25 protein-coding genes and 1 riboswitch are annotated in these 26,876 nt (G+C 70.1%); of the genes, 16 read left to right on the top strand and 9 right to left on the bottom strand.

Annotated features, from left to right (window positions below):
- The first annotated feature begins 1 nt into the window (after position 1).
- From ACQHIV_RS19465 to ACQHIV_RS19455, 3 genes are read left to right on the top strand one after another with little or no spacing between them, the layout of a single operon-like run.
- A complete protein-coding gene (locus ACQHIV_RS19465) occupies positions 2-1,627 on the top strand; it encodes an extracellular solute-binding protein (RefSeq protein WP_427896111.1) in 1,626 nt (541 codons plus the stop codon).
- Positions 1,628-1,659: 32 nt separating this feature from the next.
- Positions 1,660-2,712 (top strand): Gfo/Idh/MocA family protein, encoded by a 1,053-nt coding sequence (locus tag ACQHIV_RS19460; protein WP_427896110.1) that lies wholly within the window; start codon positions 1,660-1,662, stop codon positions 2,710-2,712.
- Complete coding sequence (locus ACQHIV_RS19455) at positions 2,709-3,884, top strand: Gfo/Idh/MocA family protein (protein WP_427896109.1); 1,176 nt, start codon at positions 2,709-2,711, stop codon at positions 3,882-3,884. The genes ACQHIV_RS19460 and ACQHIV_RS19455 overlap by 4 nt, the downstream gene beginning before the upstream one ends.
- A gap of 52 nt (positions 3,885-3,936) precedes the next feature.
- On the opposite strand, the gene ACQHIV_RS19450 is transcribed toward ACQHIV_RS19455, so the two are convergent.
- On the bottom strand, positions 3,937-4,776 hold the full coding sequence (locus tag ACQHIV_RS19450) for an SAM-dependent methyltransferase (RefSeq protein ID WP_427896108.1): 840 nt from the start codon (positions 4,774-4,776) through the stop codon (positions 3,937-3,939).
- A 232-nt stretch (positions 4,777-5,008) separates the two neighbouring features.
- Between ACQHIV_RS19450 and ACQHIV_RS19445 the strand changes: the two genes are divergently transcribed.
- The 9 genes from ACQHIV_RS19445 to ACQHIV_RS19405 all read left to right on the top strand — a co-directional run bounded on the left by ACQHIV_RS19445 (position 5,009) and on the right by ACQHIV_RS19405 (position 12,083).
- The gene (locus tag ACQHIV_RS19445) at positions 5,009-5,905 is read left to right on the top strand and encodes a metal ABC transporter solute-binding protein, Zn/Mn family (protein ID WP_427896107.1); all 897 of its coding nucleotides are present in this window, start codon (positions 5,009-5,011) and stop codon (positions 5,903-5,905) included.
- A complete protein-coding gene (locus ACQHIV_RS19440; protein ID WP_427896106.1) occupies positions 5,902-6,693 on the top strand; it encodes a metal ABC transporter ATP-binding protein in 792 nt (263 codons plus the stop codon). Before ACQHIV_RS19445 ends, ACQHIV_RS19440 begins: the two co-directional genes overlap by 4 nt.
- Positions 6,690-7,511 carry a metal ABC transporter permease gene (locus ACQHIV_RS19435; protein WP_427896105.1) on the top strand — a complete coding sequence of 274 codons (822 nt, stop codon included), beginning with the start codon at positions 6,690-6,692 and terminating at the stop codon, positions 7,509-7,511. Before ACQHIV_RS19440 ends, ACQHIV_RS19435 begins: the two co-directional genes overlap by 4 nt.
- Positions 7,508-8,428, top strand: a complete 921-nt coding sequence (locus tag ACQHIV_RS19430) for a methylenetetrahydrofolate reductase (RefSeq protein ID WP_427896104.1) — start codon at positions 7,508-7,510, stop codon at positions 8,426-8,428. The genes ACQHIV_RS19435 and ACQHIV_RS19430 overlap by 4 nt, the downstream gene beginning before the upstream one ends.
- A 34-nt stretch (positions 8,429-8,462) precedes the next feature.
- Positions 8,463-8,552, top strand: a riboswitch (adenosylcobalamin (AdoCbl) riboswitch).
- Positions 8,553-8,601: 49 nt separating this feature from the next.
- On the top strand, positions 8,602-8,805 hold the full coding sequence (locus ACQHIV_RS19425) for a CbtB domain-containing protein (protein ID WP_427896103.1): 204 nt from the start codon (positions 8,602-8,604) through the stop codon (positions 8,803-8,805).
- Position 8,806: 1 nt separating this feature from the next.
- Entirely contained in the window at positions 8,807-9,604 is a 798-nt protein-coding gene (locus ACQHIV_RS19420) for a CbtA family protein (RefSeq protein ID WP_427896102.1), read from the top strand.
- Positions 9,601-9,735, top strand: a complete 135-nt coding sequence (locus ACQHIV_RS19415) for a hypothetical protein (RefSeq protein ID WP_427896101.1) — start codon at positions 9,601-9,603, stop codon at positions 9,733-9,735. The genes ACQHIV_RS19420 and ACQHIV_RS19415 overlap by 4 nt, the downstream gene beginning before the upstream one ends.
- Positions 9,732-10,409 carry a (2Fe-2S)-binding protein gene (locus tag ACQHIV_RS19410; RefSeq protein WP_427896100.1) on the top strand — a complete coding sequence of 226 codons (678 nt, stop codon included), beginning with the start codon at positions 9,732-9,734 and terminating at the stop codon, positions 10,407-10,409. Before ACQHIV_RS19415 ends, ACQHIV_RS19410 begins: the two co-directional genes overlap by 4 nt.
- Before the next feature lie 81 nt (positions 10,410-10,490).
- Positions 10,491-12,083: a DUF222 domain-containing protein gene (locus ACQHIV_RS19405; RefSeq protein WP_427896099.1), complete on the top strand. Its 1,593-nt coding sequence runs from the start codon at positions 10,491-10,493 to the stop codon at positions 12,081-12,083.
- Between the two features lie 2,134 nt (positions 12,084-14,217).
- Here ACQHIV_RS19405 and ACQHIV_RS19400 read toward each other — a convergent pair.
- From ACQHIV_RS19400 to ACQHIV_RS19370, 7 genes are all read right to left on the bottom strand, one after another.
- Complete coding sequence (locus ACQHIV_RS19400; RefSeq protein ID WP_427896098.1) at positions 14,218-14,811, bottom strand: bleomycin resistance protein; 594 nt, start codon at positions 14,809-14,811, stop codon at positions 14,218-14,220.
- A 4-nt stretch (positions 14,812-14,815) separates the two neighbouring features.
- Positions 14,816-15,688 (bottom strand): hypothetical protein, encoded by an 873-nt coding sequence (locus tag ACQHIV_RS19395; RefSeq protein ID WP_427896097.1) that lies wholly within the window; start codon positions 15,686-15,688, stop codon positions 14,816-14,818.
- 26 nt (positions 15,689-15,714) lie between these two features.
- Positions 15,715-16,659, bottom strand: coding sequence for a HEAT repeat domain-containing protein (locus tag ACQHIV_RS19390; protein ID WP_427896096.1), 945 nt, complete (start codon positions 16,657-16,659; stop codon positions 15,715-15,717).
- A 31-nt stretch (positions 16,660-16,690) separates the two neighbouring features.
- Positions 16,691-17,344 (bottom strand): HEAT repeat domain-containing protein, encoded by a 654-nt coding sequence (locus tag ACQHIV_RS19385; protein WP_427896095.1) that lies wholly within the window; start codon positions 17,342-17,344, stop codon positions 16,691-16,693.
- A gap of 23 nt (positions 17,345-17,367) precedes the next feature.
- Positions 17,368-19,446: an MMPL family transporter gene (locus tag ACQHIV_RS19380; RefSeq protein ID WP_427896094.1), complete on the bottom strand. Its 2,079-nt coding sequence runs from the start codon at positions 19,444-19,446 to the stop codon at positions 17,368-17,370.
- A 65-nt stretch (positions 19,447-19,511) separates the two neighbouring features.
- Positions 19,512-20,207 (bottom strand): response regulator, encoded by a 696-nt coding sequence (locus ACQHIV_RS19375; protein WP_427896093.1) that lies wholly within the window; start codon positions 20,205-20,207, stop codon positions 19,512-19,514.
- Complete coding sequence (locus tag ACQHIV_RS19370; protein WP_427896092.1) at positions 20,204-21,352, bottom strand: sensor histidine kinase; 1,149 nt, start codon at positions 21,350-21,352, stop codon at positions 20,204-20,206. Before ACQHIV_RS19370 ends, ACQHIV_RS19375 begins: the two co-directional genes overlap by 4 nt.
- Before the next feature lie 162 nt (positions 21,353-21,514).
- Here ACQHIV_RS19370 and ACQHIV_RS19365 point away from each other — a divergent pair, with 162 nt between their 5' ends.
- From ACQHIV_RS19365 to ACQHIV_RS19355, 3 genes are read left to right on the top strand one after another with little or no spacing between them, the layout of a single operon-like run.
- Entirely contained in the window at positions 21,515-23,788 is a 2,274-nt protein-coding gene (locus ACQHIV_RS19365) for a CehA/McbA family metallohydrolase (protein ID WP_427896091.1), read from the top strand.
- Complete coding sequence (locus tag ACQHIV_RS19360; protein ID WP_427896090.1) at positions 23,788-24,186, top strand: hypothetical protein; 399 nt, start codon at positions 23,788-23,790, stop codon at positions 24,184-24,186. Before ACQHIV_RS19365 ends, ACQHIV_RS19360 begins: the two co-directional genes overlap by 1 nt.
- 39 nt (positions 24,187-24,225) lie before the next feature.
- A complete protein-coding gene (locus tag ACQHIV_RS19355) occupies positions 24,226-24,717 on the top strand; it encodes a DUF5134 domain-containing protein (protein WP_427896089.1) in 492 nt (163 codons plus the stop codon).
- A 31-nt stretch (positions 24,718-24,748) separates the two neighbouring features.
- On the opposite strand, the gene ACQHIV_RS19350 is transcribed toward ACQHIV_RS19355, so the two are convergent.
- Entirely contained in the window at positions 24,749-25,732 is a 984-nt protein-coding gene (locus ACQHIV_RS19350) for a LacI family DNA-binding transcriptional regulator (RefSeq protein ID WP_427896088.1), read from the bottom strand.
- Positions 25,733-25,866: 134 nt separating this feature from the next.
- On the opposite strand from ACQHIV_RS19350, the gene ACQHIV_RS19345 reads away from it, so the two are divergent.
- Positions 25,867-26,856 (top strand): hypothetical protein, encoded by a 990-nt coding sequence (locus ACQHIV_RS19345; protein ID WP_427896087.1) that lies wholly within the window; start codon positions 25,867-25,869, stop codon positions 26,854-26,856.
- The last annotated feature ends 20 nt before the right edge of the window (positions 26,857-26,876 follow it).

The raw sequence follows: 26,876 nt of genomic DNA, 5'->3' as shown, positions 1-26,876 counted from the left end.
CATGAACGTCCACGATGCCCGGCTCGGCCGCCGGGCCGTCCTCGCCGGCGCCGCGGCGCTCGGGCTGGCCGGCACGGTCGGCTGCTCCAACAACGGCCGCGGCGCGTCCGGAGCGGGGAACGACGAGGCGACCAAGACCAAGATCCGTCCGGCCTACGAGCGGTACGACGGCGTCAAGCCGGACCTGCCCGGCGCCGAGTACAAGATCCCGGACGCCTTCAACAAGTACCCGGCCAACCCGGTGCAGGCGATCACCCAGGCGCCGGGTGACGGCAAGCCGATCACGGTGACGACGTACACGAACACGCCGATCCCACCGAAGCTCGAGCAGAACACGTTCTGGCAGGAGTTCAACAAGCGGGTCGGATCACCGGTCCAGGTGAACCTGACGCCCTCGGTGGACTACGACAAGAAGTTCGCCACCGTGGTCGCCGGCGACCAGTTGGGCGACGTCTTCACGGTCGGCAACGTCCCGCAGACGCCGCAGATGCTGGCCGCGAAGGCGGTCGACCTGACGCCGCACCTGTCCGGTGACAACATCAAGAGGTACCCGTTCCTGGCGAACCTGCCGGAGCTGGCCTGGAACTCGGGCATCTTCGACGGCAAGATCTACGGCGTCCCGGTCCCGCGCGGCGCGATCAGCTCGCAGGTGATGTACAGCCGCGGCGACATCCTCGAGGCGCAGGGCCTGAAGGCCGAGGTGAAGAGCTCGGACGAGTTCCTGGAGCTCTGCAAGGCGCTCACGAACAAGAAGCTGAACCGCTTCGCGCTGGCCACCGCGCCGACCCAGTTCGTCCGGAACATGTTCGACATCCCGAACGGCTGGAGCAAGGACGGCGACAAGCTCGTCAACTCGCTCGAGCACGACGGCCAGGAAGAGGTGCTGAAGATCCTGCAGCAGCTCTGGAAGTCGGGCTACATCCACCCGGACGCGTACTCCGGCCAGAACCTGGACATGAAGACCCGGTTCGCGAACGGTTCCAGCCCGCTCGTCCAGGACACCTTCAGCGGCTGGCCGACGTACCTGCAGACGATGACCGACCCGAAGGCGACGATCTCGATCATCGCGCCGCCGAAGCACGACGGCTCCGGGAAGGGCACGATCTGGCTCGGCGCGCCGGCGATCGGCGTCACCGCGATCAGCAAGAAGGCCGAGGGCCGGGTCGAGGCGCTGCTGGGGTACCTGAACTTCCTCGCGACGCCGTTCGGAACCCAGGAGTACCTGTTCCGCAAGTACGGCCTGGCCGGCGTGCACCACAGGCTGGTGGACGGCAACCCGGTGCTGAACGCGAAGGGCTTCAGCGAGGTCCAGCTGGGCCTGATGTACCAGGCGGACGCGCCGTGGACGATCTTCCTGCCCGAACACGCGGGCAGCGCCGAGACCCAGTTCAACGCGATGAAGGGCGTCGTACCGACCGCCCTCGACAACCCGGCCGCCGGTCTGTACTCCGAGACCGGCAACCGCAAGAACAAGCAGCTGAACGACGCGATCAACCAGGTCACCGATGACATCGTGCAGGGCCGCAAGCCGATATCGGCCTGGGCGCCCGCGGTGAAGAAGTGGAAGAGTGACGGTGGGGACAAGATCGCCGAGGAGCTCGCTCAGGCCCTGAAGTCCTCGCGCTGAACATCCGGAACCCGTTCTACGGAAGGAACACCTTGACCTCCAGTCAGCACGTCAGGTTCGCCGCCGTCGGGCTTGACCATTCACATATCTTCGGGCAGGTCGCCGGCCTGATCCGGGCCGGTGCCGAGTTCGCCGGGATGGCCACCGACGACCCGTCCGCCGCGGTCGCGGTGCAGCTCCGCGAGCGCTACCCCGACGTACCGTTCGCCGACACCCCGGACGAGCTGATCGCCCGGGACGGGATCGACGTGATCGTCACCGCGGCCGTGCCGGACCGGCGCGGGCCGATCGCGGTCGCCGCGCTCCGGGCCGGCAAGGATGTGGTCGCCGACAAGCCCGGCTGCACCACGCTCGACCAGCTCGCCGAGATCCGGCGGGCGGTCGCGGAGACCGGCCGGTTCTGGTCGGTGACGTTCTCCGAGCGGTTCGAGGTGCCGGCCGCGATCAAGGCCGGCGAACTGGTCCGCGAGGGCAAGATCGGCACCGTCGTCCAGACCCTCGGCCTCGGCCCGCACCGGATCGGCGACCGCGCCCACCTGGCCGGCGGCGCCGGCCGCCCGGACTGGTTCTACGACAAGGCGCGGTACGGCGGGATCCTGGCCGACATCGCCTCCCACCAGGTGGACCAGTTCCTCTGGTTCACCGGCGCGACGACCGCCGAGGTGGTCAGCAGTACGGTCGGCAACTTCGGCAACCCGGACGACCCGGGCCTGCAGGACTTCGGCGAGATGCTGCTCCGCAGCGAGCACGCCCAGGGCTACATCCGGGTCGACTGGTACACCCCGGCCGGGCTGCCGACCTGGGGTGACGGGCGGCTGATCATCCTCGGCACCGACGGTTACATCGAGCTGCGCAAGTACATCGACATCGAGGGCCGCGAGGGCGGCAACCACCTGTTCCTGGCGAACCAGGAGGGGACGCAGTACGTCGACTGCTCGGACGTCAAGACGTCGTACTACGAGGACCTGCTGCACGACGTCCGCGAGCGGACCACGACGGCGGCCCCGCAGGAGCACACGTTCGAGGCGACCCGGCTCGCGCTGGTCGCCCAAGAGAACGCGGTGCTGCGCGGAGCCGCCAAATGACAGTAGACCGTGGAGCCGGCGTCCTGAAGGTCGCGATCGTCGGCTGCGGCAACATCAGCCGCCGGCACGCCGAGGCCTACGCGAGCACCGGCCGGACTGAGCTCGTCGGTACGGCGGACATCCACGAGGAGAAGGCACGGACGCTGGCCGAGCGGTTCGGCGGGCGCCCGTACGGCAGCCTGACCGAGCTGCTGGCGGCCGAGGAGCCGGACCTGATCTCGATCGCGACCCCGCCGGAGAGTCACGGCGAGCTCGCGGTCGAGGCCCTGGCCGCGGACCGGTCGGTGCTGCTGGAGAAGCCGCCGGTGCTGAGCCTGGAGGAGCTGGACCACGTCGCCAAGGTCGAGGCGGCGAGCGCGGGATCGGCGTCGGTGGTGTTCCAGCACCGGCACGGCTCCGGGGCGGTCCGGGCACATGACCTGCTCGCCCGCGGCGCGCTCGGCCGGCCGCTGGTCGCGGTCTGCGAGACGCTGTGGTTCCGGCCGGTCAGCTACTTCGACCCGGAGTGGCGCGGTACCTGGATCGGCGAGGGCGGCGGCCCGACGCTCGGGCACGGCATCCACCAGATCGACCTGCTGCTGCACCTGCTCGGGCCCTGGAAGTCGATCGACGCGACCGCTGTCCGGCTGGACCGGCCGGTCGAGTTCGAGGACGTGTCGATGGCGTCGGTCGTGTTCGAGAGCGGCGCGGTGGCGACCGTGATCAACAGCCTGCTGTCGCCGCGGGAGCTGAGCCGGATCCGGATCGACACGGCCGGCGGCACGCTCGAGGTGAACCACGTCTACGGCTACTCCGACAAGGACTGGACGTTCCACCCGGCCCCGGACGCGGCGAAGGCGGCCACCCTCGGCCTGGACCCCGGCGTCCGCAAGGCCGAGTCCGCTGAGTCCGCGGCCGCTGCCGATCCGTGGACGGCGTCGGCGGGTACCGACGTACCGAGCAACCACGAGGCGCAGATCAACCACCTGGTCGACGACCTGCTGGCGGGGCGTCCGCACGGTACGTCGCTGGCCAGCACCCGGCCGACGATGGAGTTCGCCACCGCGCTGTACGCGTCGGCGATCACCGGTACGCGGGTCCGCCGTACGGACCTGACCCCGGGCCACCGGTTCTACGGCATGCTGCACGGCGGTTTCGGCAAGGACGAGATCGTCGAGGCCTTCCGGCCCTGACGGCCGCACGGCTGACGGCAGCGTCCTACGGCTGCCGTCAGCCCGGCCGAGGTCAGGGCTTGCGGCCGACGCCGACCCAGAGGCTGCACATGATGTCGGTGAACTCGCCGCGGTCGACGTACTCCTGGGTCTCGTCGTCCGGGAACCAGCGGAACGGGGAGACGACGCCGGGCTCGACCAGCTCGGTGCCCTCGAAGAAGCGGGTGACCTCTTCCTTGCTGCGGACCTGGGCCTCGCCGCCGTCGGCCTTGTAGACGACCATCGCGCGCTCCCACAGCTCCGGCGCGAAGTCCGGGGTGCAGTGCGAGAAGATCAGCAGCGAGCCCGGTGCGAGCGGCTCGACGAGCTGGCGGACCAGGTCGTACGGCTTCAGGTGGTCGGGCAGGTAGTGGAAGACGCCGACGATGCTGAGCGCGACCGGCTTCGAGAAGTCGATCAGGTCCTCGACCTCGTCGGATCCCAGGATCGCCTGCGGGTCGGTGACGTCGGCCTCGAGGTACGCCGTCTTGCCCTCCGGCTTGCTGACCAGCAGCGCGCGGGAGTGGGCGAGCACGATCGGGTCGTTGTCGGCGTACACCACGTGGGCCGACGGGATGATCTCCTGGACCACCTCGTGCAGGTTCGGCTCGGTCGGGATGCCGGTGCCGATGTCGAGGAACTGGGTGATGCCCTGCTCCGCGGCGTAGCGGGCGGCGCGGTGCATCCACATCCGGTTCGACTGGGCGGCGGTCCGGAACCCCGGGAACGCCTGGAGCAGGTGTTCCGCGGCCTGCCGGTCGGCGGCGAAGTTGTCCTTCCCGCCGAGGAAGTAGTCGTACACCCGGGCCGGGTGCGGCTTGTCCAGGTTGAGCTGGTCGTACATCCCCGGTTCGGCGTCGTGCGATTCGGCCATGAACATCCCATTCGCGGTGCGGTTCAGAACTGGAATTCATCGTAACCGGCGCACAACTCACCGTGACACCGGCAGCAAAACCCTACTCCGGTCAGGCGTCACTCCCACAGTGCCCGGCGCGCCTCCCGGACGCCCTTGACGGAAGTTTTGCACCCGGCCGGGTGGCGGCCGGGCAGCAGATGCGATAATGATAACGATTGTCATTTCATTCCGCTCGAAGGTTGGTCGTACCGTGAATCGCAGACTGCTCGTTCTGCCCGCTCTTGCCGTCGCTGTCGCGCTCGGAACCAGTGCCTGTTCGTCCGGGGACGAGGCGGCCGTCGACTCGTCCGCCGGAAAGCTGAAAGTGGTCGCGTCGACCGACGTCTGGGGCGACCTGGCCGGCCAGGTCGGCGGCGGCAAGGTCGAGGTGACCTCGATCATCACCAGCCCGGACGCCGACCCGCACGAGTTCGAGGCGAACACCCGCAACCAGGCGGCGCTGGCCGGCGCCGCGGTCGTGATCGAGAACGGCGGCGGGTACGACGACTTCATGGACCGGATGCTGAAGACCGCGAAGAACCCGTCCGCGACCGTCCTGAACGCGGTCACGATCTCCGGCCGGACGGGCAACGAGCACGTCTGGTACGACTTCCCGGCGGTCGCGAAGGTCGTCGACCGGATCGAGCAGGCGTACGCGAAGGCCGCGCCGGCGGACGCCGCGACGTTCGAGCAGAACGCGACCGCGCTGAAGCAGAAGCTCGACGGCCTGGTCCAGCAGGAGGCGACGCTCAAGACGAAGTACGCCGGCCAGCCGGTCGCGATCACCGAGCCGGTGCCGCTGTACCTGCTCGAGGCGGTCGGCCTGCAGAACAAGACGCCCGCCGAGTTCAGCGAGGCGATCGAGGAGGGCAGCGACGTACCGGCCAAGGTCCTGGCGGCGACGCTGCAGCTGTACAGCAAGCACGAGGTGAAGCTGCTGGCGTACAACGAGCAGACCAGCGGGCCGGAGACCGAGAAGCTGCTCGCCGCCGCCAAGCAGAACAACATCCCGGTGGTGCCGGTCACCGAGACGCTCCCGAGCGGCAAGGACTACATCGGCTGGATGACCGCGAACCTCGACGCGGTCGGCGCCGCGCTCGGGCGATGAGCGTCGTACTGACCCTGGAGCAGGCCGCGCTCGGCTTCGGGGCCCGCACGCTCTGGGACGGCCTCGACCTCGAGGTGCACAGCGGCGAGCTGATCGCCGTACTGGGCGCCAACGGGTCCGGGAAGTCCAGCCTGCTCAAGGCGATCCTCGGGCAGACCCGGCTCCGGGCCGGTACGGCGACGTTCCTCGGTACGCCGGTCCGTCGCGGGGACCGGCGGATCGGGTACGTCCCGCAGCAACGGCCGGCCGACGACGGCGTACCGCTGCGGGGCCGGGACCTGGTCGCGCTCGGCGTGGACGGGCACCGGTGGGGCGTGCCGATCCCGTCGCGGCGCCGCCGGCAGCGGGTGAACCAGCTGCTGTCGTCGGTCGGCGCCGAGGCCTACGCGTCGACCCCGTTGTCGTCGTTGTCGGGCGGCGAGCAGCAACGGCTGCGGATCGCGCAGGCGCTGGCGGCCGACCCGCGGTTGCTGCTGTGCGACGAGCCGTTGCTGTCGCTGGATCTGCCGCATCAACGGCTCGTCAGCGACCTCGTCGACGACGCCCGCCGCCGGCTCGACCTCGGCGTACTGTTCGTCACGCACGACATCAACCCGATCCTGGACCAGGTCGACCGGGTGCTGTACATCGCCAACCGGCGGTTCCGGACCGGTACGCCGGACGAGGTGCTGACCACCGACGTACTGAGCGAGCTGTACGACGCGCAGGTCGAGGTGATCCGGCACAACGGGCGGATCCTGGTCGCGGGCGTCCCCGAGCAGCAGCACGAACCGGTCGGTGCCCGATGATCTTCGACTTCTCCGGGTACGCCGAACTGCTGCCGCTGCTGCGGAACTCGATCATCGCGTGCGTCGCGCTCGGCGTCGTCGGCGGGCTGATCGGGGTGTTCGTGATGACGCGCGACATGGCGTTCGCGGTGCACGGCGTCAGCGAGCTGTCGTTCGCCGGCGCGGCGGCCGGGCTGCTGTTCGGCGCCGGCGTGGTCACCGGGGCGCTCGCCGGATCGCTGGTCGCGGCGCTGCTGATCGGCGTACTGGGTGCGCGGGCGCGGGACCGGAACTCGGTGACCGCCGTACTGATGCCGTTCGGTCTCGGGCTCGGCATCCTGTGCCTCGGGCTGTACCACGGGCGGGCGGCGAACAAGTTCGGCCTGCTGACCGGGCAGATCGTGGCGATCGACACGCCGCAGATCACCTCGCTGATCGCGATCTCGGTGCTGGTCGTGGCCGGGTTGGTGCTGGTGTGGAGACCGTTGCTCTTCGCAAGCACCGACGCCGAGGTCGCGGCCGGGCGCGGGGTTCCGGTCGGCGTGCTGTCGATCGTCTTCATGATCCTGCTCGGCCTCGCGGTCGCGGTCTCGGTACAGATCGTCGGGGCGCTGCTCGTGCTCTCGCTGCTGGTCACCCCGGCCGCGGCGGCGCTGCGAGTCTCGTCGTCGCCGATCGTCGTACCGCTGCTCAGCGTCGCGTTCGCCGTCACCGCGTCGGTCGGCGGAATCCTCTTGTCCGCAGGGAGTTCGGTGCCGATCAGCCCGTACATCACGACGATCTCGTTCCTCGTCTACCTCGGGTGCCGGCTGGTGTCCTCCTTTAAGCTGGCCCGGTGAACGATCTGTCGGCATTGCTGGGGAACGGGCGCGGTACGGAGTTGTTGCTGTACGGGATGACGCCGCCGCGGCGGTCGATCGCCCCGGACGCGCTCGAACGCTTCACCGCGGTGACGCGGACCCGGCTCGAGCAGCTCGACATCGACGCGCTGATCCTCTACGACATCGACGACGAGGCGGAGCGGATCCCGGAGCAGCGCCCGTTCCCGTTCAGCCCGACGATGGACCCGGCGGACTTCCTCGCCGACCACCTGTCCTGGTGGGACCGGCCGGCGATCGTGTACCGCTCGGTCGGCAAGTACACCGCGGCCGAGCTGGACTCCTGGGTCCGGCGTACCTCGGACCGGCTCGGCACCGTGATGGTCGGCGCGCCGACGAGCTCGGCCGACGTACGGACGACGCTGCCGGCCGCGTACGACCTGTGGCAGCGCTCCGGGTCGGCGCTGCCGCTCGGCGGCGTGACCATCCCCGAGCGGCACTCGTCCCGCCTGGACGAGCACCAGCGGCTGCTCCGGAAACAGCGCAGCGGTTGCTCGTTCTTCGTGACGCAGATCATCTACGACGTCGGCGCGGCGATGGACCTGGCGTCGGACTACCTCTATCTGTGCCGCGCCGAGAGCGTCGAGCCGGTGCCGATCGTGTTCACGCTGTCGATCTGCGGCTCGGTGAAGACGCTGGAGTTCCTTGCCTGGCTCGGCGTCCGCGTACCACGGTGGCTCCGCAACGAGCTGGTGCATTCGGTGGATCCGGTCGCGGACTCGTACGCGCACTGCGTCGAGATCGCCCGTACCCTGTCGACGTACTGCCGGGACCGTGGGATCCCGTTCGGGTTCAACGTCGAGAGCGTGTCGACGCGGCGGATCGAGAACGACGCCAGTGTCGAGCTGGTCAAGGAGTTGCGGACCTTCGTCGGTTGACTGGCCGGGGGTGCGGTCCGTACGCTCCCTGTCAGTGACGGCGCAAGGAAGCCGATGAGAATTCGGCACGGTCGCGCCACTGTGAGCCGGACATGGTCCGGTAAGTCAGATACTTCGCCGTCACGACGCTCCACTGGTAGCGGGACGCACGATCCCCTGAAGGAGGCTCTCACGTGAGTAATCTGTCTGCGTCGACGACGGTTGTTCTTCCGGTGTCGAAGGCCGTGCTGTGGCTTGTCGGTACGGCGTTCCTGGCATTCCTTGCGTACTACTTCATCGGCGTCGACCAGGGCGCGTACTCGATCTTCGGCAAGGACATGCACGTCCACGAGTTCGTGCACGACGCGCGGCACTTCCTCGGCTTCCCCTGCCACTGAGGTGGAGCGCAAACTGATCCTCCGCGGCCTGCTGGCCGGCGGAGCGGGCGGCCTGGCCGCGTTCGGTTTCGCCCGGATCTTCGCCGAACCCCAGATCCAGGCCGCGATCGCGTACGAATCCGGCCGCGACGCCGACCAGCCGCCCGAGCCCGACCTGTTCAGCCGGACGCTCCAGGCGAACGTCGGACTGGGCGTCGGCATGATCCTGTTCGGGGTCGCCATGGGCGCCGTGTTCGCGGTCGCGTACACGATCTGCCTCGGCCGCGTCGGCCGGATCCGCCCGCGGACGTTGGCGATGCTGATCGCCGCGGGCGGTTTCCTCGGGTTCTACTTCGTACCGTTCCTCAAGTACCCCGCGAACCCGCCCGCGATCGGCCACGAGGAAACCATCCGAACCCGTGCCAACCTGTACCTGGTCATGGTCGTCTGCTCGCTCCTCTTCCTGATCGCCGCCGTTGCCCTGGGCAAGCTCCTGCGCCCCCGCTTCGGCAACTGGAACGCCACCCTCCTGGCGCTGGCGGCGTACGTCGTACTGATCGGCGCCGTGATGGCCGTCCTGCCATCCCTCGGCCACCTCGCCGCGAACGTCCAGGAGTACGGCCGGCACGCAACCGAGACCCCGTTGCCGCTGACCGACTCCCACGGCACAATCGTCTACCCCGGCTTCGACGCGGACCGCCTCTACGCGTTCCGCCTGTACTCCGTCGGCGCACAACTCCTGCTCTGGGGCGTAATCGGCACCGTCTTCGCCCCACTCGCCGACCGTCTGCTCCGCACTCCCGTCCAGGTCGCGGTGTGACTCTCCTCGCCCGCATCGCCGACCTGGGCCCGTTCTTCGCCGTCCAGCACCTGCTCTGGGGCGTACTCGGCACCGTCTTCGCTCCACTCGCCGACCGCCTGTTCCGCACTCCAGTCCAGGTCGCGGCGTGAGCCTCCTCGCCCGCATCGCCGACCTGGGCCCGTTCTTCGCCGTCCAGCAGCATGCGAACCCGGCGCCGGCGCCGCCCTGGCGCCGGCTCGTGGAGCTCGTCGACAATCCTGCGATCCTGGCGGACCGCATCGCCCGGACCCGGGCCTACCTAGGTGCCGCCAGCGGCCAGGACCCTGCCGCGATCGAACCCCGCGTCGCCGCCTCGGTCACCCACTTGGGCATGGTCGCCCGCCTCATCTCCCCAGCCCTCGCCGCCGTCGTACTCGAGGACCGCGTCCCGAACCTCACCCTCGACCAACTCCACTGGCAACCCGTCCTCGGCGGCACCTTCCCCCTCTCCCTACCCCCAATCCCACCGGCCGGGGGAGACCTGCACCACGAACTCTTCGACGGCCCGCTGCCCGCGATCGCCCAGGCTTTCGACCTCTCGGACCACATCCTGGTAGGCAACGTCGCCTCAGCCGTCAACGGCGCCGCCACCGCCCTATCAAACGCCGCCCCCACCCTCGCCACCCGCGCCCGCGCCGTCGCCACCGCCCTGCTGGACGTCCCACCCCTTCGCGACGCCCACACCTCCAACCCCTTCCGCCGCCGCAGCTGCTGCCTCATCTACCGCGCCGCTCCCGATCACAACGGCCCTCTCTGCGGCGATTGCGTCCTCAACAAGTCCTAAATCTGTGGATAACTATTTCCCTTGAAAATAAGGGGTTCCCGGCTTTGAAAACTGTCGGAACCGCCAGCTACAGTCATCGGCATGGACATTCTCGGCGGACGGACAGTGGTTGCTATCAGCAACCATGAGGTGCTGCCTGCCCTGGATGAGGTCCGTGCCGAGATCGTCCGCCTGCGATCCGTCGAGTTGCAACTCATCGCCCGCTGCGAGGCCGACGGCCTGCCCGAGGAAGTCGGCGCCCGCGACACCGTCGAACTCCTGACCCTGCGCCACCGCCGCGACCGCACGGAAGTCTGGCGCGACGTCCGCCTGGCCCGTGCCCTGCCCAAGTACCAAGCCGTGAACACCGCCCTCGCCGACGGTGTCGTGTCGGCCGACGGCACGGTCCACCAGGTGCAGACCGGTCACGCGGCCGCGATCATCACCGAACTCGAACGCGTCCGCGACCGCGTCCCGGTCGAAACCCTCGACGTCACCGAGCACCAACTGGTCGGCCTCGTCCCCACCCACACCCCGCAAGAACTCCGCACCGCCGCCAAGCACCTGTGTGACCGGATCGACGCGGACGGCCCCGAGCCCGCGGAACAGAAGGCGTACGAGCGCGAGTCGTTGACGTTGAGTGCCGCGGAGAACGGGGTGAAGTTCCGCGGCTACCTGGCCAACGAGAACGCCGAACTGCTGCGCGCGATCGTGCATGCTGGTGCCCGTCCGCACAAGACCTTCGACGGTGAGCATGACCCGCGTCCGCGGGACAAGCGTCAGGCCGACGCGCTGACCGCCGCGTTGACGGTGGCGTCGAATGCGTGGGACACCGACACCGCGGGCCACGGCGCGAAGGCGAACATCACCGTGACGATCGACCTGGACGACCTGAGGTCGGCGACCGCGCACGCGACCGGCCAAACCGTCTACGGCGACGACTTGTCCGCCGCCACCATCCGCCGCCTGGCCTGCGACGCGAACGTCATCCCCCTCGTCCTCGGCTCCAACTCCGAACCCCTCGACGTCGGCCGCCGCGAACGCCTCGTCACCCGACACATCCGCCACGCCCTCATCGCCCGCGACCGAAGCTGCGTCGTCTGCGCCGCACCCCCGGTCATGTGCGACGCCCACCACCTGACCTCTTGGCTGGACGGCGGCCGCACGGCCATCGACAACCTGACCCTCTTGTGCCGCCGTCATCACGTGGACCTGCACAACGGCCGCTGGCGCATCACCATCACCGACGGCAAGGTCCAGGTGGCCCGCCCCACCTGGGCCAACCCAACCACCGTCTACAGCACCCAACAACCATCCGCCGCCCCCGCACCGCACGAACCCCCCGACATACCCGACCCACCGAGCGCCGCACCCGCAACCCCAGCCCACCCCCACAAGTCACCAGCCAACCCGTGGGGCAACCCACCCCTGCCCGCCCCACAAACCACCCGCTGGAAAGCCGACGAAGCAACCCTCACCGCCGCAACCCGCTTCGCCGTCTGGGGAGACCAACTCCCCACCACCTCCACCACCTCCACTACCCCCACCACCTCCACTACCCCCACCACCTCCACTACCACCTCCACTACCCCCACCACTACCCCCACCACTACCCCCACCACTACCCCCACCACTACCCCCACCACTACCCCCACCACCCCCGCCACCGGCCCACCCCCCTTCGCCACGATCTAACCCCCGGCGCCAGATCGAGGATCACGCCGTCAACCGTCGGACGCGGGTACCCACCAACCCCTGCCCCGACGAATCCAACACGCCCCCACCGACCAGACGCCCCGCTCCCGGAGCTCCGTCTCCCTCCGACCCCGGGCCCAGGCCCGGGGACTTCGGGACCGCCGGGACTTCGGGACCGCCGGGACTTCGGAACCGCAGGACCTCCGGACCTCCGGATCTAGGGACTCCGGGACTCCGGGACCTGGGGACCTCCGGACCGGCGGGGGCACTTCGGGACCGCCGAGCCCTCGGACCTCCTGACCGCCGGCACTTCGGGACCGGGGCACTTCCGGACCCCGGACCTCCCGGACCCCGGACCTCCCGGACCCCGGACCTCCCGGACCTCCCGGACCCCGGACCTCCCGGACCCCGGACCTCCCGGACCCCGGATCTCCCGGACCTCCCAGACCTCCCTGTGGTCCGGACCCACAGCCTTCCTCCGCTCACGGTTCTCAGACCATCCGGCTTGGCGCACACGAATGGCTTCAACATCCGGCGGCCGTGAGACCACCACGGCCACCCGCTCGACCACCTGAACCCCGGAGCAATCCACCTCCGCCTGCCGTCACGTCATACGCGTGCCTGCGCTGGACGCCAGCCTCTGCAAGGCGGACCCGACCGCATCACCACGCGCCCCACCAACGCGGCCAGTCGGCCACCGCAGAGAGGCCCTCCATGCCGACCGCGACCACGGCACCCTCGTAATCAACCTCCGCACTGCACCTGCAGCACTCACAGCACGTTCCGCGCCCACCGTCCCCGCCACCCACCCGTCCGGCGTACCCAATTTCCCGCCATACCCAGCGTCCCTGCCGTGCTCGCGGCATCCGACGTGCGCGCGGTGCGTGCCGCGCCCGCCGTACGTGCCGCGCCCGCCGTACGTGCGGCACCGGCCGTATCCGCGCCCCGTTGTACCCGCGGTGTTCGCGGCCCGCCGTACACGCGGCGCCCGCCGCATCCGTGGTACTCGTGCGACGTGCCGCACACGTCGTACCCCGGGCGCGCGTGCTACTCGCGGTACTCGCGGCGCTGGCCGTACTCTCCGTGCTCGCCGTATCCGCGGTGCCTGCGGGATGTGAGACACCTGCTGCAGCTGCCCCGCCGTACTCGACGGCGAGGCAACTGCCGTACACCCGTAGTGCTTGCGCTCGCGCGACCTGCTGTGCGCGCCGTCTGCGGTATGCGCGCTGCTCGCAGTACGCGCAGGGCTCGCACTCGCGGCGTCCGCTTGTCCCAGTACCTGCGAGACACGAGGCTGCCGTACTTGCGGACCCTCTCGTCCTGCGCCGGCCGCATCGCCCCCTGCCCACGGCACCGACGGCGAGTCACTGCCGTGCCTGTGGTGCGCGTGACCGTCGTCGTACTCGCGGGTTCCTGCGCCGTCGGCTGTACCCGTGGTACCCGCTGCGCCCGCGTGGTGCCCGTCGTACGCGGCATACCCGTGGCAGTGGTGGCGCCCGCTGTACTCGTGGTGCACGCCGCATCCGCTGTATTCGCGGGACGTGCAGCATGCGGGGTATCCGCCGCACCGGTAGTACGAGACACCAGCCGTGCCGGCGGCCCCGTCGTATTGGCCGTACGCACTTTGTCGCCGTGCCTCGCCGTACCCGCGGCTTTCCGGGGCTTGCGCCTGTACTCGTCCTAAGCGCCGCACCCGCCGTACCGGGGGTGCGTGGCAGTTGTCGTACTCGCGGTTCCTGCGGCGCCGGCCGTACCCGTCGTACCAGCGGTAGTCGTCGCGTCCGGGGTGGTGCCCGTCGTGCATGACGTACGCGGCGTGCTCGTGACAGTCGTGGCGCCAGCCATACACCTGGTTCACACCGCACCCGGTGGACCTGTCGTACGTGCGTTAGCCGCGGCACGTGTCGTACCCGCCCTGCTCGTGGAAGTCGCGGGATCGGCTGTGGCCGCCATACGCGCGGTTCTCGCAGGCTGCGGTACCCCTGCCGCACCCGTGGTGCGCACGGTAGCTGCGGGTGCGCGTGCCGGTCCCGCGGTGGTTGCCGCGTGCGGTGGTTGTAGTAGCTGTCATGCCTGGGGTGTTGGGCTCTAGTTGGACTGCCCGGGCTTACGCTCACACGCCGTGCCGGAGAGATCAGTCGAGGTAGCCGGTTGTTGGGTTGATGCCGGACAGGAACGACCTGATGGCTTGGTGGTGGTTGCGGGTGGGGGTGGCCGGGCCGGATTCGGTGAAGCCGTAGCCGGGGTTGGGGCCGGTTAGCCAGGTGTAGTCGTAGGTGCCGGGGTGGCCGGCGCGGGTGGTGATCTGGAAGCGTTCGCCGTTGACCTGCAGGACGTACGCGGGGGACTGGAAGCGGAGGAGGTAGCCGTCCGGGTCGGTGACCAGGAACTGTTCGACGCCGGCCTCGCCCTCGTCGGTCCGGTACCACTTGGTCTCCGGTTCCATGAACAGCGGCCACCCAGCCCGGTACAGCGACTCCACGACAGGCACGATCGACGGTACGGCGATCTGCAGGTTGATGCCTCGGCCCAGCGGCCTCTCCAGCGGAGCGGTCACCCAGTTCCGGTCGACGCCGGCTTGTTCGAGCATCACGTGGGCGTCGCCTAGTACGACGTACGCGAAACCGGGCCGCTCGTACCGGGTCTCGAAGCCGCACACGCCGCACCAGAACTCGATGCTCTGGGCAACCGATTCGACGAGGAGCTCCGGGACAAGTGCTGGATCCATCGGGCTATTGTGCCAACGGTGGGTGGTCGAGGGGTGGGCGGCGGTGGCGGAAGATGGTGCGGAGGCGGGTGATGTCGACCTCGGGGAGTTCGGTCTCGACGAGGGTGAAGGTCTCCTCGACGAGTTCGGCGAGCGACTCAGCTGCCACGGCGGGGTCGGCCTCGAAGACCTGCCGGAGTCTGTGGTCGAGGTCTGGCGGTGTCAGGTCGAGGTGTGTCGGTAGCCACTTGTGTTTGGGGCCGTAGCGGCGGTTGAGCGCCAGCAGCATGGTCAGCAGTTGCTGGCTGACCGAGCTGAGCAGCCCGCCGAACAGCACCGGGTTGCGTCGCTCGATCAGCATTTCCCAGCGCCAGAAGTGGTCGATGAGGCCCGCGGACTCCACGACCGCGACCGCGAGCTCTCGAGGGTACGTCGCCGCGCGTTCGCGCCAGGCCGAGAGCAGGTCGACGCCGTGGAACGGCATCCCGTCGAGCAGACCGTCGACGACGTTCAGCGCGACCGGGTCCGGCGAGTGGTCGACCAGGACGGCGTCGAGGATCTGTGACGTGGCCGCGGCCAGCTGGTGAACGACCTCGACCAGCAGGCCGTTCGGATAGCCCGCGCCGAGGTGAAGATCGTCGCACCACACCCGTTCGGAGGCGTCGTACTCGAAGAGCCGGCAGTCCTGCGCGCCGCCGGCCGCGGCCAGTTCGGAGCGGGCATGGTCCGTCGGCGCGGTTTCCCAGAAGACGCCGATCTCGGCATCCGACCACCGGTCGGCGTTGCCGCGCGCGGTCGAGCCGCCGAGCAGTACGGCGCGGACTCCGGGCGCGGCCGCGTACGCACGAAGCAGCGGCTGCACCATCTCCCGCCGCCACAACGAGGCCGTCGATGCCATCTCAGCACCATGCGCGCGCTCGCGCCTCAGGAGCAACCGAATTTCCTGAGCAGGGCCTTCGCGGTAAGGGCTACGGGGAGGTCGGCGTCGTGCGTGAGGGACGTGAGGGTGTCGCCAGTGACAGATGGTGGGAGTTCGCCGAGGGCCTGGACCAGGCGGAGCCGGGCTTCGGGGCTGCTGCGGCTGAGTTTGTGGGTCAGCGTGGTCAGGATGTGGTCTGCCGTGGCGGGGTCGGTGGCGAGGCTGCCGAGGGCTTCGGCGGCGTCGACGTCGTTGGCGCCTTCGATGATCAGGGCAACCAACGCGGGTACGGCGGAACGTTCGCCGCGGGTGCCCAGCGACAGCGCGGCGTGTTTGCGGACGTCGAGGTCCGGGTCCTTCAGGGCGGCGGTCAGGACCGGGACCGCATCGGCACCGGCGATCTCGGCGATCGCGACCACGGCGCGGCGGCGGATCGTGACGTCGGCCGAGCGGAGCGCGGGCGTCAGGGCGGCCAGTACGTCGTCCGTGGAGCGGGCCAGCGCCCACCGCAGGGCGCCGGCGACGTTGGGGTCGGACTCGGTGAGGAGCGCGGTCGCGAGGATCTCCGCCGGGAGGTCGTCGGGTGCGAGAACGGCCTGCTGGCGGCGGGCGGCGTTGGGGGAGTTGAGGCTGTGCAGGAGTTCGACGACCCGCAGTACGTCGGGCCAGTCGCCGGGGGTCGCGGCGTCGATCGCGCGGAGGCGGTCGAGGAGTTCCTGCTCGCGGTGCAGGCGTTCCTCGGTACGGCGGATCAGGTCGCCCAGCAGTGCGGGCGGCGCGAAACCGGGATCCTCCAGCGCGCGCCCGATCTCGCGGAGCGACAGGCCGAGCGAGCGGAGCGCCTCGACGTGGAAGATCCGCCGGATGTCGTCGTCGGCGTACTCGCGGTAGCCGCCGACCGTCCGGCCGGTGGGCCGCACCAGCCCGAGGGACTCGTAATGCCTGAGCATTCGCGAGCTCACCCCGGACCGGCGGGCCACCTCACCGATGAGCATGGACCTGCTGGGGGCCGAGGGCAACGGCACGCTTCGCCTCGTCGAGCAGCGCGCCGAAGTTCGCGCCCGGGTCGTGCAGGAGGCGCTCAGTGGCCTGGGCGTGCGCCTGCACCTTCGCCTTCGGGCTGACCAGCGCAAGCGCCAGCGCGTCCGAGGCAGCGTCGCCCAGCTCGACCAGCGCGCGGCTGAGACTGAGCTGTACGTCGCGGTCGCCGCGCCCGAGCTCGGTCGCCAGCTCCGCCGCGAGCTGCTGCTCCTGGCCGGCCGGCACCAGCCCGACCGCCGTACGCCAGGCAGTCCGCCGGACCTCGTCGTTCGGGTCGTGCAGCAACTCGCGGGTGAGAGCGGGCCAGGTCGCCGGGTCCTTCAGCTTCGACAGCGTGTGCAGCGCCTGGCTCCGGGCCTGCGCGTTCGTGGAGTCCAACTCCGTGACGACGAGCGGCACCGTCACCGAGCGCGGCAGCTGGATCAGCGCCCAGGTGAGCATGTCGCGGACGAAGAAGTCCGGCTCCACTCCGCACCGCGCCACCAGCACCCCGGCCAGCGCCGGATCGGCCTCGGCCCCGGCTGCCATCGCCGCCCGCAGCCGGGCGGACGTGTCGGCCGCCGCGAGCAGCCCAGGGTCGTACTTCGGGTTCACACGAACCACCTCCTGCCCGCCAGTCAAGACCTTGACACTGTGTCAAGGTCAAGCATCGCACCCGTCCGCGACTCCAGGAGCCGGTCCAGCCAGCGCGGGATCCACCAGTTGAGCCGGCCGAGCAGTTCCATCGAGGCGGGGACCAGCACCAGCCGGACGATCGTGGCGTCGACGAAGACCGCGACCGCGAGGCCGAACCCGAGTTGCTTGACGCCGACGTCGGCGCCGAGCATCACCGACAGGAACACCGCGATCATGATCGCCGCACCGGCCGTGATCACCCGGGCGGTCCGGGACAGCCCGTCCTGGACGGCGGCCCGGGTGCTGCCGCCGGCGACGTACGACTCGCGGATCCGGGAGATCAGGAACACCTCGTAGTCCATCGAGATCCCGAACAGCACCGGGAACATGATCATCGGCACCCACGCGGTCACCGGCATCGTGGTCGGGAAGTTCAGCGCCCGGCCCAGCCAGCCCCACTGCAGTACGGCGACCAGCACACCGAACGCGGCGCCGATCGACAGCAGGTTCATCAGGCCGGCCTTCAACGCGAGCGTCACCGACCGGAAGATCCCGACCAGGAGTACGAGCGACAGCCCGACCACGACCAGGATGATGAACGGCAACCGGTTCGCGGTCAGCTGGGCGAAGTCGACGGCGGCCGCGGCCGCTCCGCCGACCAGGATGTGTGAATCGACAGTCCGCAGCCGCTGGACCAGGTCGGTGGTGGCCGGGTCCTGGCTGCCGGTCGTCGGCTGGACCGCGATCACGGCGATCGACCCGTCCGGGCTGATCTGCGCGGGGCTCACCGACGCAACGCCGGCAGTGGCGGCGACCTCGCGAGCCACGGCGGCGGGATCGGCGCCGGGCAGCTTGACCGTGACGAGCAGCGGGGACGTCGCACCCGGTCCGAAGCCGTCCGTGATGATCTTCTGCGCGGCGTACCCGCTGGTGTCGCGCGGTTGCGTGCTCGCGTCCGGCAGCCCGAACCGCAGGCTGAGCGTCGGCGCCGCGAGGACGAGCAGTGCCGCGGCCGAGACGACGGCGGCGAGCACGGGACGGCGGGCGATCACACCGGCCCAGCGCGCGGACCACGGCACCTTGGCAGACTTCCGTCGTACGGCGAGCCGGCGGCCGGTGAAGCCGAGCAGCGCGGGCAGCAGCGTGGTCGCGGCGGCCATCGTCATCGCGACCGTGACGGCCGAGCCGAGGCCGACGCCGCGCATGAAATCGAGGCCGAGCAGCAGGAGCCCGCACAGCGCGATCACCACCGTGCCGCCCGCGAACAGCACCGATCGCCCGGCGGTGGACGCGGCGACGACGACCGCGTCGTGCGGCGTGCGTCCGGTGGCCAGCGCCTCGCGGAACCGGGTGACGATGATCAGCGCGTAGTCGATGCCGACGCCGAGCCCGATCATCGTCGCGAGGATCGGCGCGAACGACGGCGCCGGGAACGCGTTCTGCAGCAGCGAGAGCCCGGACAGCCCGACCGCGATCCCGAACAGCGCGGTCACGATCGGCAGCCCCATCGCGAGCACCGATCCGAACGTCAGCAGCAGTACGACGGCTGCCACCACCAGCCCGACCGCGTCCGCGGGACCACCGCCCGGCGTCTCGACCGCGTCGACCGCGGTGCCGCCGAGCGCGAACTGGATGCCGTTGCCGGACGGCAAGGCCTTCAGCAGGTCCTTGATCGTTGCTGCGGGCATCTTGTCGGCGGAGACGTCCAGCGTCGCGACGGCGTACCCGGTGCGGCCGTCGGCGGACAGTTGCCGCGGGTTCTGGTAAGGCGTGACGACCGACGCGACGTGGTCCGCGGCCTTGAGGCGGTCGACGGTCCGCAGTACGGCGGTCCGCACGGCCGGGTCGTCCAGCGGCCGGTCCGCATGTACCGCGAGCGTGAGCGTGTCGGCGGCCTGCTGCGGGAAGTGCTGCTTGTACAGGGCGAGGGCCTGGGACGACTGCGACGAGCCGGTGCCCAGCTCGGTGGCCGTGGGACCGCCGTACTGCTTGGCGAGTCCGATCGACGTGATGGTGAGCGCGATCCAGCACAGTACGACGACGAGCCGGTGCCGGTAGCAGAAGCTTGCGATTCGGGTCATACCAGGAGGGTCGCGAGAACCCGCTCCTCGATCGTCCGCCCACCGCAGACAGTCTCGGGACCTGCCTACTGCGCCGGGGTACTACCCGGGGAGTACCCACCCGGTACGACGAGGCCGCTCTCGTAGCCGAAGACCACCAGTTGGGCGCGGTCGCGCGCGCCGACCTTCGCCATCGCCCGCGACACGTGCGTCTTCGCGGTCAGCGGGCTCACGACGAGCCGGCGGGCGATGTCGTCGTTCGACAGGCCGGCGGAGACGAGTTGGACGACCTCGCGTTCGCGTTGCGTGAGGAGCTCGAGTTCAGGGGGCGTACGGCGCTCGGCCGGTTGGGCGTCGGCGGTTGTGAACCGGGCGATGACGGAGCGGGTGACCCGCGGTGACAGGAGTGCCTCGCCGGCGGCGACGGTGCGTACGGCCTGCAGCAGTTCCTCGGGTTCGGCGTCCTTCACGAGGAAACCGCTGGCACCGGCCCGGAGCGCGGCGAAGACGTCGTCCTCGTCGGTGAACGTGGTCAGCACCAGTACCCGGACCGCGCTCAGCCGCGGGTCCTCGGTGATCCGCCGGGTCGCGGTCACGCCGTCGACCTCTGGCATCCGCAGGTCCATCAGCACCACGTCGGGCAGCAGCGCACGGGTCGACGCGACCGCTGCACCGCCGTTCGACGCCTCGCCGACGATCTCCAGGTCGGCGGCGCTGTCCAGCAGCCCGCGGAACCCCGCCCGCACCAGCGCCTGATCGTCCACCAGCAAGACCCGGATCACCGCTCACCTCCGCTGTCGGGAACCGGAAGCGTCGCACGAACCCGGAACCCGCCGCCCGGCACCGCGCCGGTCTCGACCTGCCCGCCGAGGGCCGCGGCCCGCTCGGTCATCCCCTTCAGCCCGTACCCACCGCCCGCCCCCGAAGGCCCGGTGCCGTCGTCCAGCACCTCGACCTCGAGCGCGTCGCCGGTCTGCTCCAGCCGGATCCGTGCCCGGGCGTCCGCCCCGGCGTGCCGCAGTACGTTCGTCAACGCCTCCTGCAGGATCCGGTACGCCGCATGATCGACCGGCTCCGGCAGCGCCGAAACCCGCGACTCCACCTCGACGTCCAGACCAGCCGCCCGTACGGCGTCCAAAAGTGCAGGCAACCGTGACAACCCGGCGTCGTTCTCCGGACTCACCGCAGGCTCGCCCTGGGACCGCAGTACCCCGAGCGTGCTCCGCATCTCGCCCAGCGCCTCCTTGCCGGTACGCCGGATCGCGGTCAGCGCCTCGCGCGCCTTGTCCGGGTCCTGGTCCAGCATGAACAGCGCCGTACCCGACTGCACCGTGATCGTGGAGATCGCGTGCGCGACGGTGTCGTGCAGTTCGCGCGCGATCCGCAGCCGCTCCTCGACCAGCCGTCGTTCGGCCTCCCGCTGCTGCTCGGCCGCGGCCGCCTTCAGCCGTTCCTGCGACTGCGCCGCCAGCGCCTGCCGGCTCCGGACCAGCGCACCCAGCAGTACGGCGACCGCGACCAGCGCGTACTGCGGCAGGAAGATGTCGACAGCGTCCAGCGGCGTCGTGCCCTTGTGCAGCGAGACGACCACCCCGGTCGTCAACAGCAGCAACGGCACCGGGACCGCGCGGGCGGTGCGTGCCGCGTACGCCGCGTCGTACATGGGCACCGCGAGTACGACGGCCGGCGGGAAGCCCGGGTAGCCGATCGCGTAGTACACGAACAGCGCGGCGCCGACCAGGTAGACCTCGACCAGCGGGTTGCGCCGCCGGAGCAGGATCGCCCCGGCCATCACGCCGCCGAGCACGTACGCGAACCAGTTCCGCGGGATCGACCCTGGCTCCCGCCCGGCCAGGATCGCCACCTCGGCAGCCACCAGTACGACGCCGGCCAACCCGGCGTCCACCAGCCGCTCCCGAGACGTCACCTGCTCACCATAGGCGCCGCCCCACCCCGGCACGTCCTCCCGGCGAAGGACGCCCCGGCGTCGCGTACTCCGTCGGCGTACTCCGAGCGGAGTACGAAAACCTGAGGCCGGACGCGCGGATCGGGACTACTGTCGATGGCTGGTCCACGACGAGGAGGTCCTGTGTTCCAGCCGCTGCTGGCATCCGCTACTCGTGCCGTTGAGAAGCTTCGCGATATCGGTGAGCCACTCCCTGACGATCTGACCGACCGGCTGGCCGCAACGGCCGACGCCGCGAAGGTCGACGAACTGCTCCGCCCGTACGTCGTCGTCGAGGTCGAGATCGACGAACAGGGCTTCACCTCCAGTACGCCGGGGGCCGCACCGCCGCGGCTTGTCCAGCACGGCTGGCGCAGCTTCCTGGTCCGGGTCGCGAACCCGCACCACCTGGTCGGCGACCTGTCGGCGGTCTCCAACCACGTGCTCCAGAACGTCGACTTCCACAGCCATTCCGCGCGGATCGCGATGCCCGACACGCTGACCGTCGTACCGCGGATCGCGAAGAGCTGGCTGGAGGTGAAGCTCACCGGCGCGACGGACGTGTCCGGCGTGGAGGTCGAGTACACGGTGATCAGCCTGTACAGCCGCGACGACGGCACCCGGAGCGGCGAGCTGTCGTTCGTGCTGGCGGTGGAGGAGCAGTACGACAGCATCACCCGCGGTCCGCTCCGGAAGGCGTGGCAGCGGATGGGGTTCGAGACCCGCCCGTACGCCGCGAAGTACGACTTCGAGTGCGCCGCCGCCCGCGACCTCCGGCTCGACGTCCGCGAACCCGACGGCAGCAGCACCGTGGCGACGCTGACCGTCCGCGACGCACAGCGCCGCGCGTACCCGTCGAAGGCGATGCGGCTGGCGCCGGACATGTTCTTCCACGACCACGTGTACCGGGCGACCGGCGAGGTGATCACGCTCCCGGCCGGGCGGTACGAGATCTCCGCGCGGCGCGGCCCGGAGTACCGCGAGGTGCACCTCGCGGTCGACGTCGCGGCCGACACCGAAAAGCTGACGATCGACCTCGACCGCTGGACCGATCCGGCCGCGCACGGGTACTACTCCGGCGACCCGCACATCCACGCCGGCGGCTGCTCGCACTACAACGTGCCGTCCGAGGGCGTGACGCCGGAGACGATGATCCGGCACGTCCGCGGCGAGGGCCTCTGGATGGGCAGCGTGCTCACCTGGGGACCGTGCTACTACCACCAGAAGCAGTTCTTCAGCGGCTCGTCGATCAGCCCGCGCGCCGAGCTCGAGTACCCGGCGATGCAGCAGGCGCAAGGGATGACCTGGGACCCGCAGGACACCGACCGCGACGGGCAGAGCCTGCTGCGGTACGACCTCGAGGTGTCCGGGTTCCCGTCCAGCCACTCGGGCCACGTGATCCTGCTCGGCCTCACCGACCAGGACTACCCGGGGACCAAGATCATCGAGGACTGGCCGTCCTGGAACCTCCCGGTGATGCGGTGGGGGCACGCGCAGAACGCCCTGGTCGGGTATGCGCACTGCGGCCTCGGGCTGGCGGTCGACACCGACGAGCTGCCGAACTACGTCGTGCCGGGGTTCCAGTCGATCGGGTCCAACGAGATCATCGTCGACGTACCGCTCGGGGCGGCCGACTTCCAGTGCGGCGCTGAGTTCGCGCCGGCGGCCGAGCTGAACATCTGGTACCACCTGCTGAACGTCGGTTATCGCACGCTGATGCTCGGCGAGACCGACTACCCCTGCATCTACGACGACGGGCCGGGCGTCGGGCGCACGTACGTCCAGCTGCCCGAGCCGCCGCAAGGCCCGCAGGCGTTGGAGACCTGGCTCGGCGGGTTGAAGGACAGGGCGTCGTACTTCGGGGACGGCCGCAGCCACGTCTACGACTTCGCGGTGAATGGCTCGACCTCACGCGAGCAGACGGTCGATGCCGCGGGGACCGCGCGGGTGACGGCCACGGTCGCGGCCTGGCTGCCGGAAGAGCCGCCGGCGGCACCGGCCGCGGGTCAGCCGGTGTACTCCGCCCCCGTCGGCTGGCACCTGGAGCGGTCGCGGATCGGGCAGACCCGCAGCGTCCTGGTCGAGGTGCTGGTGAACGGCGTACCGGCCGGCGCCCAGGAGATCGTTGCGGACGGCAACGAGCAGGCGGTCGGGTTCGACGTACCGCTGGAGCGGTCCTCGTGGGTCGCGGTGCGGATCCTGCGCAGCGTCCACACCCAGCCGGTCTTCGTCGAGGTCGCCGGGCAGCCGATCCGGGCGTCGCGGCGGAGCGCGCAGTGGCTGCACGACTCGGTCGACGCGCTGTGGACCGCGAAGTCGGGCTTCATCCGCGAGAGCGAGCGGGCGGCGGCACGGTCGGCGTACGACGAGGCACAGGCCGCCTACCTGACCCGGCGCGACGAATGCGAGGTGGACTGATGGCGGGCTGCTGCGATCCGGTCGAGACGACCGCGGCGCTCTCGGTGGTGATCAACCCCGAGGCCCGGGTGAACGTCGCCACCACCGGCCACCGGGTGCCGAGCCTGGCCGCCGGTGAGTGGCACGCGATCGAGTTCCCGATCGTCAACACCGGGTTCGTGACCGGCCAGTTGGTGATCGAGAGCGACCCGGTGCCGGGCGTCGAGCTGGACCTGCCGGTGCACGAGCTGACCGGCCGGCCGGCGCAGGACGGGAGCCTCCGGGTGCGGTTCGACGGACCGGCGGTCGTCGACGTCACGTTGCGGTTCCGGGCGCTGGGGTCGCTCGGCGGCCTCGCCCTGCACAGTTCCCTGCACCTGATCCTCCGATCGCACCGGGCGCTGCTGCCGCTCGCCTGACCATGTCGAGATCCCCCGCCGAGCTTCGACGTGTTTGATGTGAACACGCTGACGCTGGTCTTCGGTACGACGGGGTTGTACTGCCTGTGGCGGCTGGCGACCGGCCGCGGGCGGGGGATCGAGGTCTTCACCGACGTGAACCACGTGGTGATGAGCGCGGCGATGCTGGCGATGCTGTGGTTCCCGATTGACGGTGTCGCGCGCTGGGTGCAGGTGGTCGCGTTCGGAGGAGCGGCCGTGGTGTTCCTCCGGCACCTGGCGCGATCGGCCGAGGTCGCCGTACGGGCCGGGGCCCTGATGCATGCGGCGATGAACCTCGGCATGGTCTGGATGCTGACGACGATGCCGATGGCGCTACGGACCTGGACGGGGATGCTGAGCTGGGTCGTCACCGGCTCGCTCGCCCTCGCCGCGGCCTGGTGGGTACTGCGCGCCGCCCGCTGCTCGGGGCACCGGCTGATGTGCTGTTGCCATGCCCTCGCGACCGGCGGAATGGTGGCAATGCTGGCAATTATGAACCCGGTTCTGTGAAACTGGTTTCACACTGTTTCCCGGCGTGAATTCAATGGCGGCTGGACGGCCCGATCGCGAGCGTCGGCGTGCTGTAGTGCTCGCCCGGGGCGTGCTCGGTGGAGGCCATGCTCGCCGCGCCGAGCCGGCCGAGCTCCATCAGTTCGAGGTCGACCGAGGTCAGCTGCCGCGACCCGTCCTGGTCGACCACCGTGCCCTCCCAGTTGTCGACGCCGACGAGCGCGACGTCGTCGGGGATCCGGATCCCGGCGGCCGCGCAGGTCTCCATCGCGCCGAGCGCGATGTGGTCGTTGCCGCAGAACACCGCGTCGAACTCCGCGCCCGACCTCAGCAGCTCGGCCATCGACGCCGCGCCGCACACCCTGGTCCAGTCGCTGTGGATCACCGGCCCGACCGGCTCCAGCCCGGCCGCCGTGAGTACGTCGGTCATGCCCGCCAGCCGGCGCTCGGCCGCGATGCTGTTCCGTGGGCCGCCGAGGTGCGCGATCCGGGTGTTCCCGGTGTCGACCAGGTGCTGGGTCGCCAGCCGCCCGGCCTCGCGGTTGTCCGGTAGGTAGAGGACATCGCCCGGGTCGCTGGACGCGGTGAAGATGTACCGCACCGGCACGTCGAAGTTGTGCGTCAGCGATGGCGAGGTGTGCTCGTGGCCGTCGCCGATCACCAGCAGGCCGTCGATCCGCCGCGCCCGCAACTCGCGCAGGCTGTCGGACATCGCCTTGCTCTCCTTGACGTCGCCGTCGTAGACGAGCGCGGCCTGGTTCTGCGCGCCGAGCTGCAGGATCGCGCCCATCGTGACCGGCCGGGCGAACGTGTTCTTCGCGCGGTGCGTGAGCACGCCGATGGTCCCGCTGCGGCCGGACGCGAACGACCGGGCCAGCGCGTCCGGGCGGAAGTCGAGCCGCTGGGCAGCGGCCCGGACGCGTTCCCGGGTGGCCTCCGAGATGCGCGGGTTGCCGTTCAGCGCCTTGGACGCGGTCGCCAGCGACACGCCCGCGACGGCCGCGACATCGCTCAAGCGGACACTTTTCTCTCTCGGCACGCCGAAAAGCATATCCCCGCTGCCGAGGTCTTGACGGGACGCGGCAACAGAACGGATGCTTCGGCGATGTGTGAAACCGCTTTACCACCTCATCCGGGAGGCAGTTCACGATGATTCACCGCCGGACGATCCTGAAACTCTCCGCCGCCGCGGCCGCCGCCGTACCGCTCGCCGCGCTCACCTCGCAGACCGCCTCGGCCGCGACCACGCTGACCGCGTGGGGCGTCTGCGGGCACCCGCCGTCGATCGACGACACGTCGTACCCGGCCGACGGCGTCTGGGACCAGCTCGCGCTGGCCGCGTCCCTGGGCGTGTCGTACTACCGCGTCGACTTCATGATCCCGACCACCGACAGCGCCTCGACCGACTGGAGCTGGTACGACGCGGTCGTCTCGGCCGCCGGTGCGCACGGCGTCCAGCTGATGGCGATCCTGACCGTGCCGGACGCGATCGCGGGCGCCGACAACGGCTGGATCCGGAGCCAGGTGTCGATGCTCGTCACCCGGTACGCCGGCCAGATCCCGCTCTACCAGATCCAGAACGAGATGGACGGCGTCGCGATCAACGGGCCGGGGGTCGACGGCTCCTCGATCAACGACTACAACCCGGACGTGTACGGCCCGGTCCGGGACCGGATGTGGGCGATCTGCGACGGCGTCCGGGCGTCGGACTCGCAGGCCGGGCGGGTCGTCAACATCACCTGGAAGCACACCGGGTTCCTGCAGCTGCTGAACAACGACGGCCTTCCGTACGAGGTGAACGGCCTCGACTGGTACTGGGGCATGGACGACCTGATCGCCGTACTCGAGGTGATCAACCGGTTCCAGCAGCGGGAGATCCTGCTCACCGAGCTGAACATCACCGGCGGCACGCAGTCGTCGTCCGAGGCGGAGCAGGCCGACTACCTCGCGAACGCTGTCCAGACCCTGCGGGCGTCCGCGCCGGACAAGGTGCACGGCGTGTACGTGTACGAGCTGCTCGACCAGCCGGCCTGGGACGACTCCCAGGCGCACTACGGCCTGGTGAACGTGAACCCCGACGCCAGTTGGGGCGATCACAAACAGGCCTTCGACACCTTCCACCAGATCATCACAGGTTGACGAAACGAGTCGGAGACAAC

Source organism: Kribbella polygonati (genome assembly GCF_050320105.1).
In the GTDB taxonomy this organism is placed as follows: Bacteria; Actinomycetota; Actinomycetes; order Propionibacteriales; family Kribbellaceae; genus Kribbella.
This window is presented reverse-complemented; position numbering and strand designations above follow the sequence as displayed.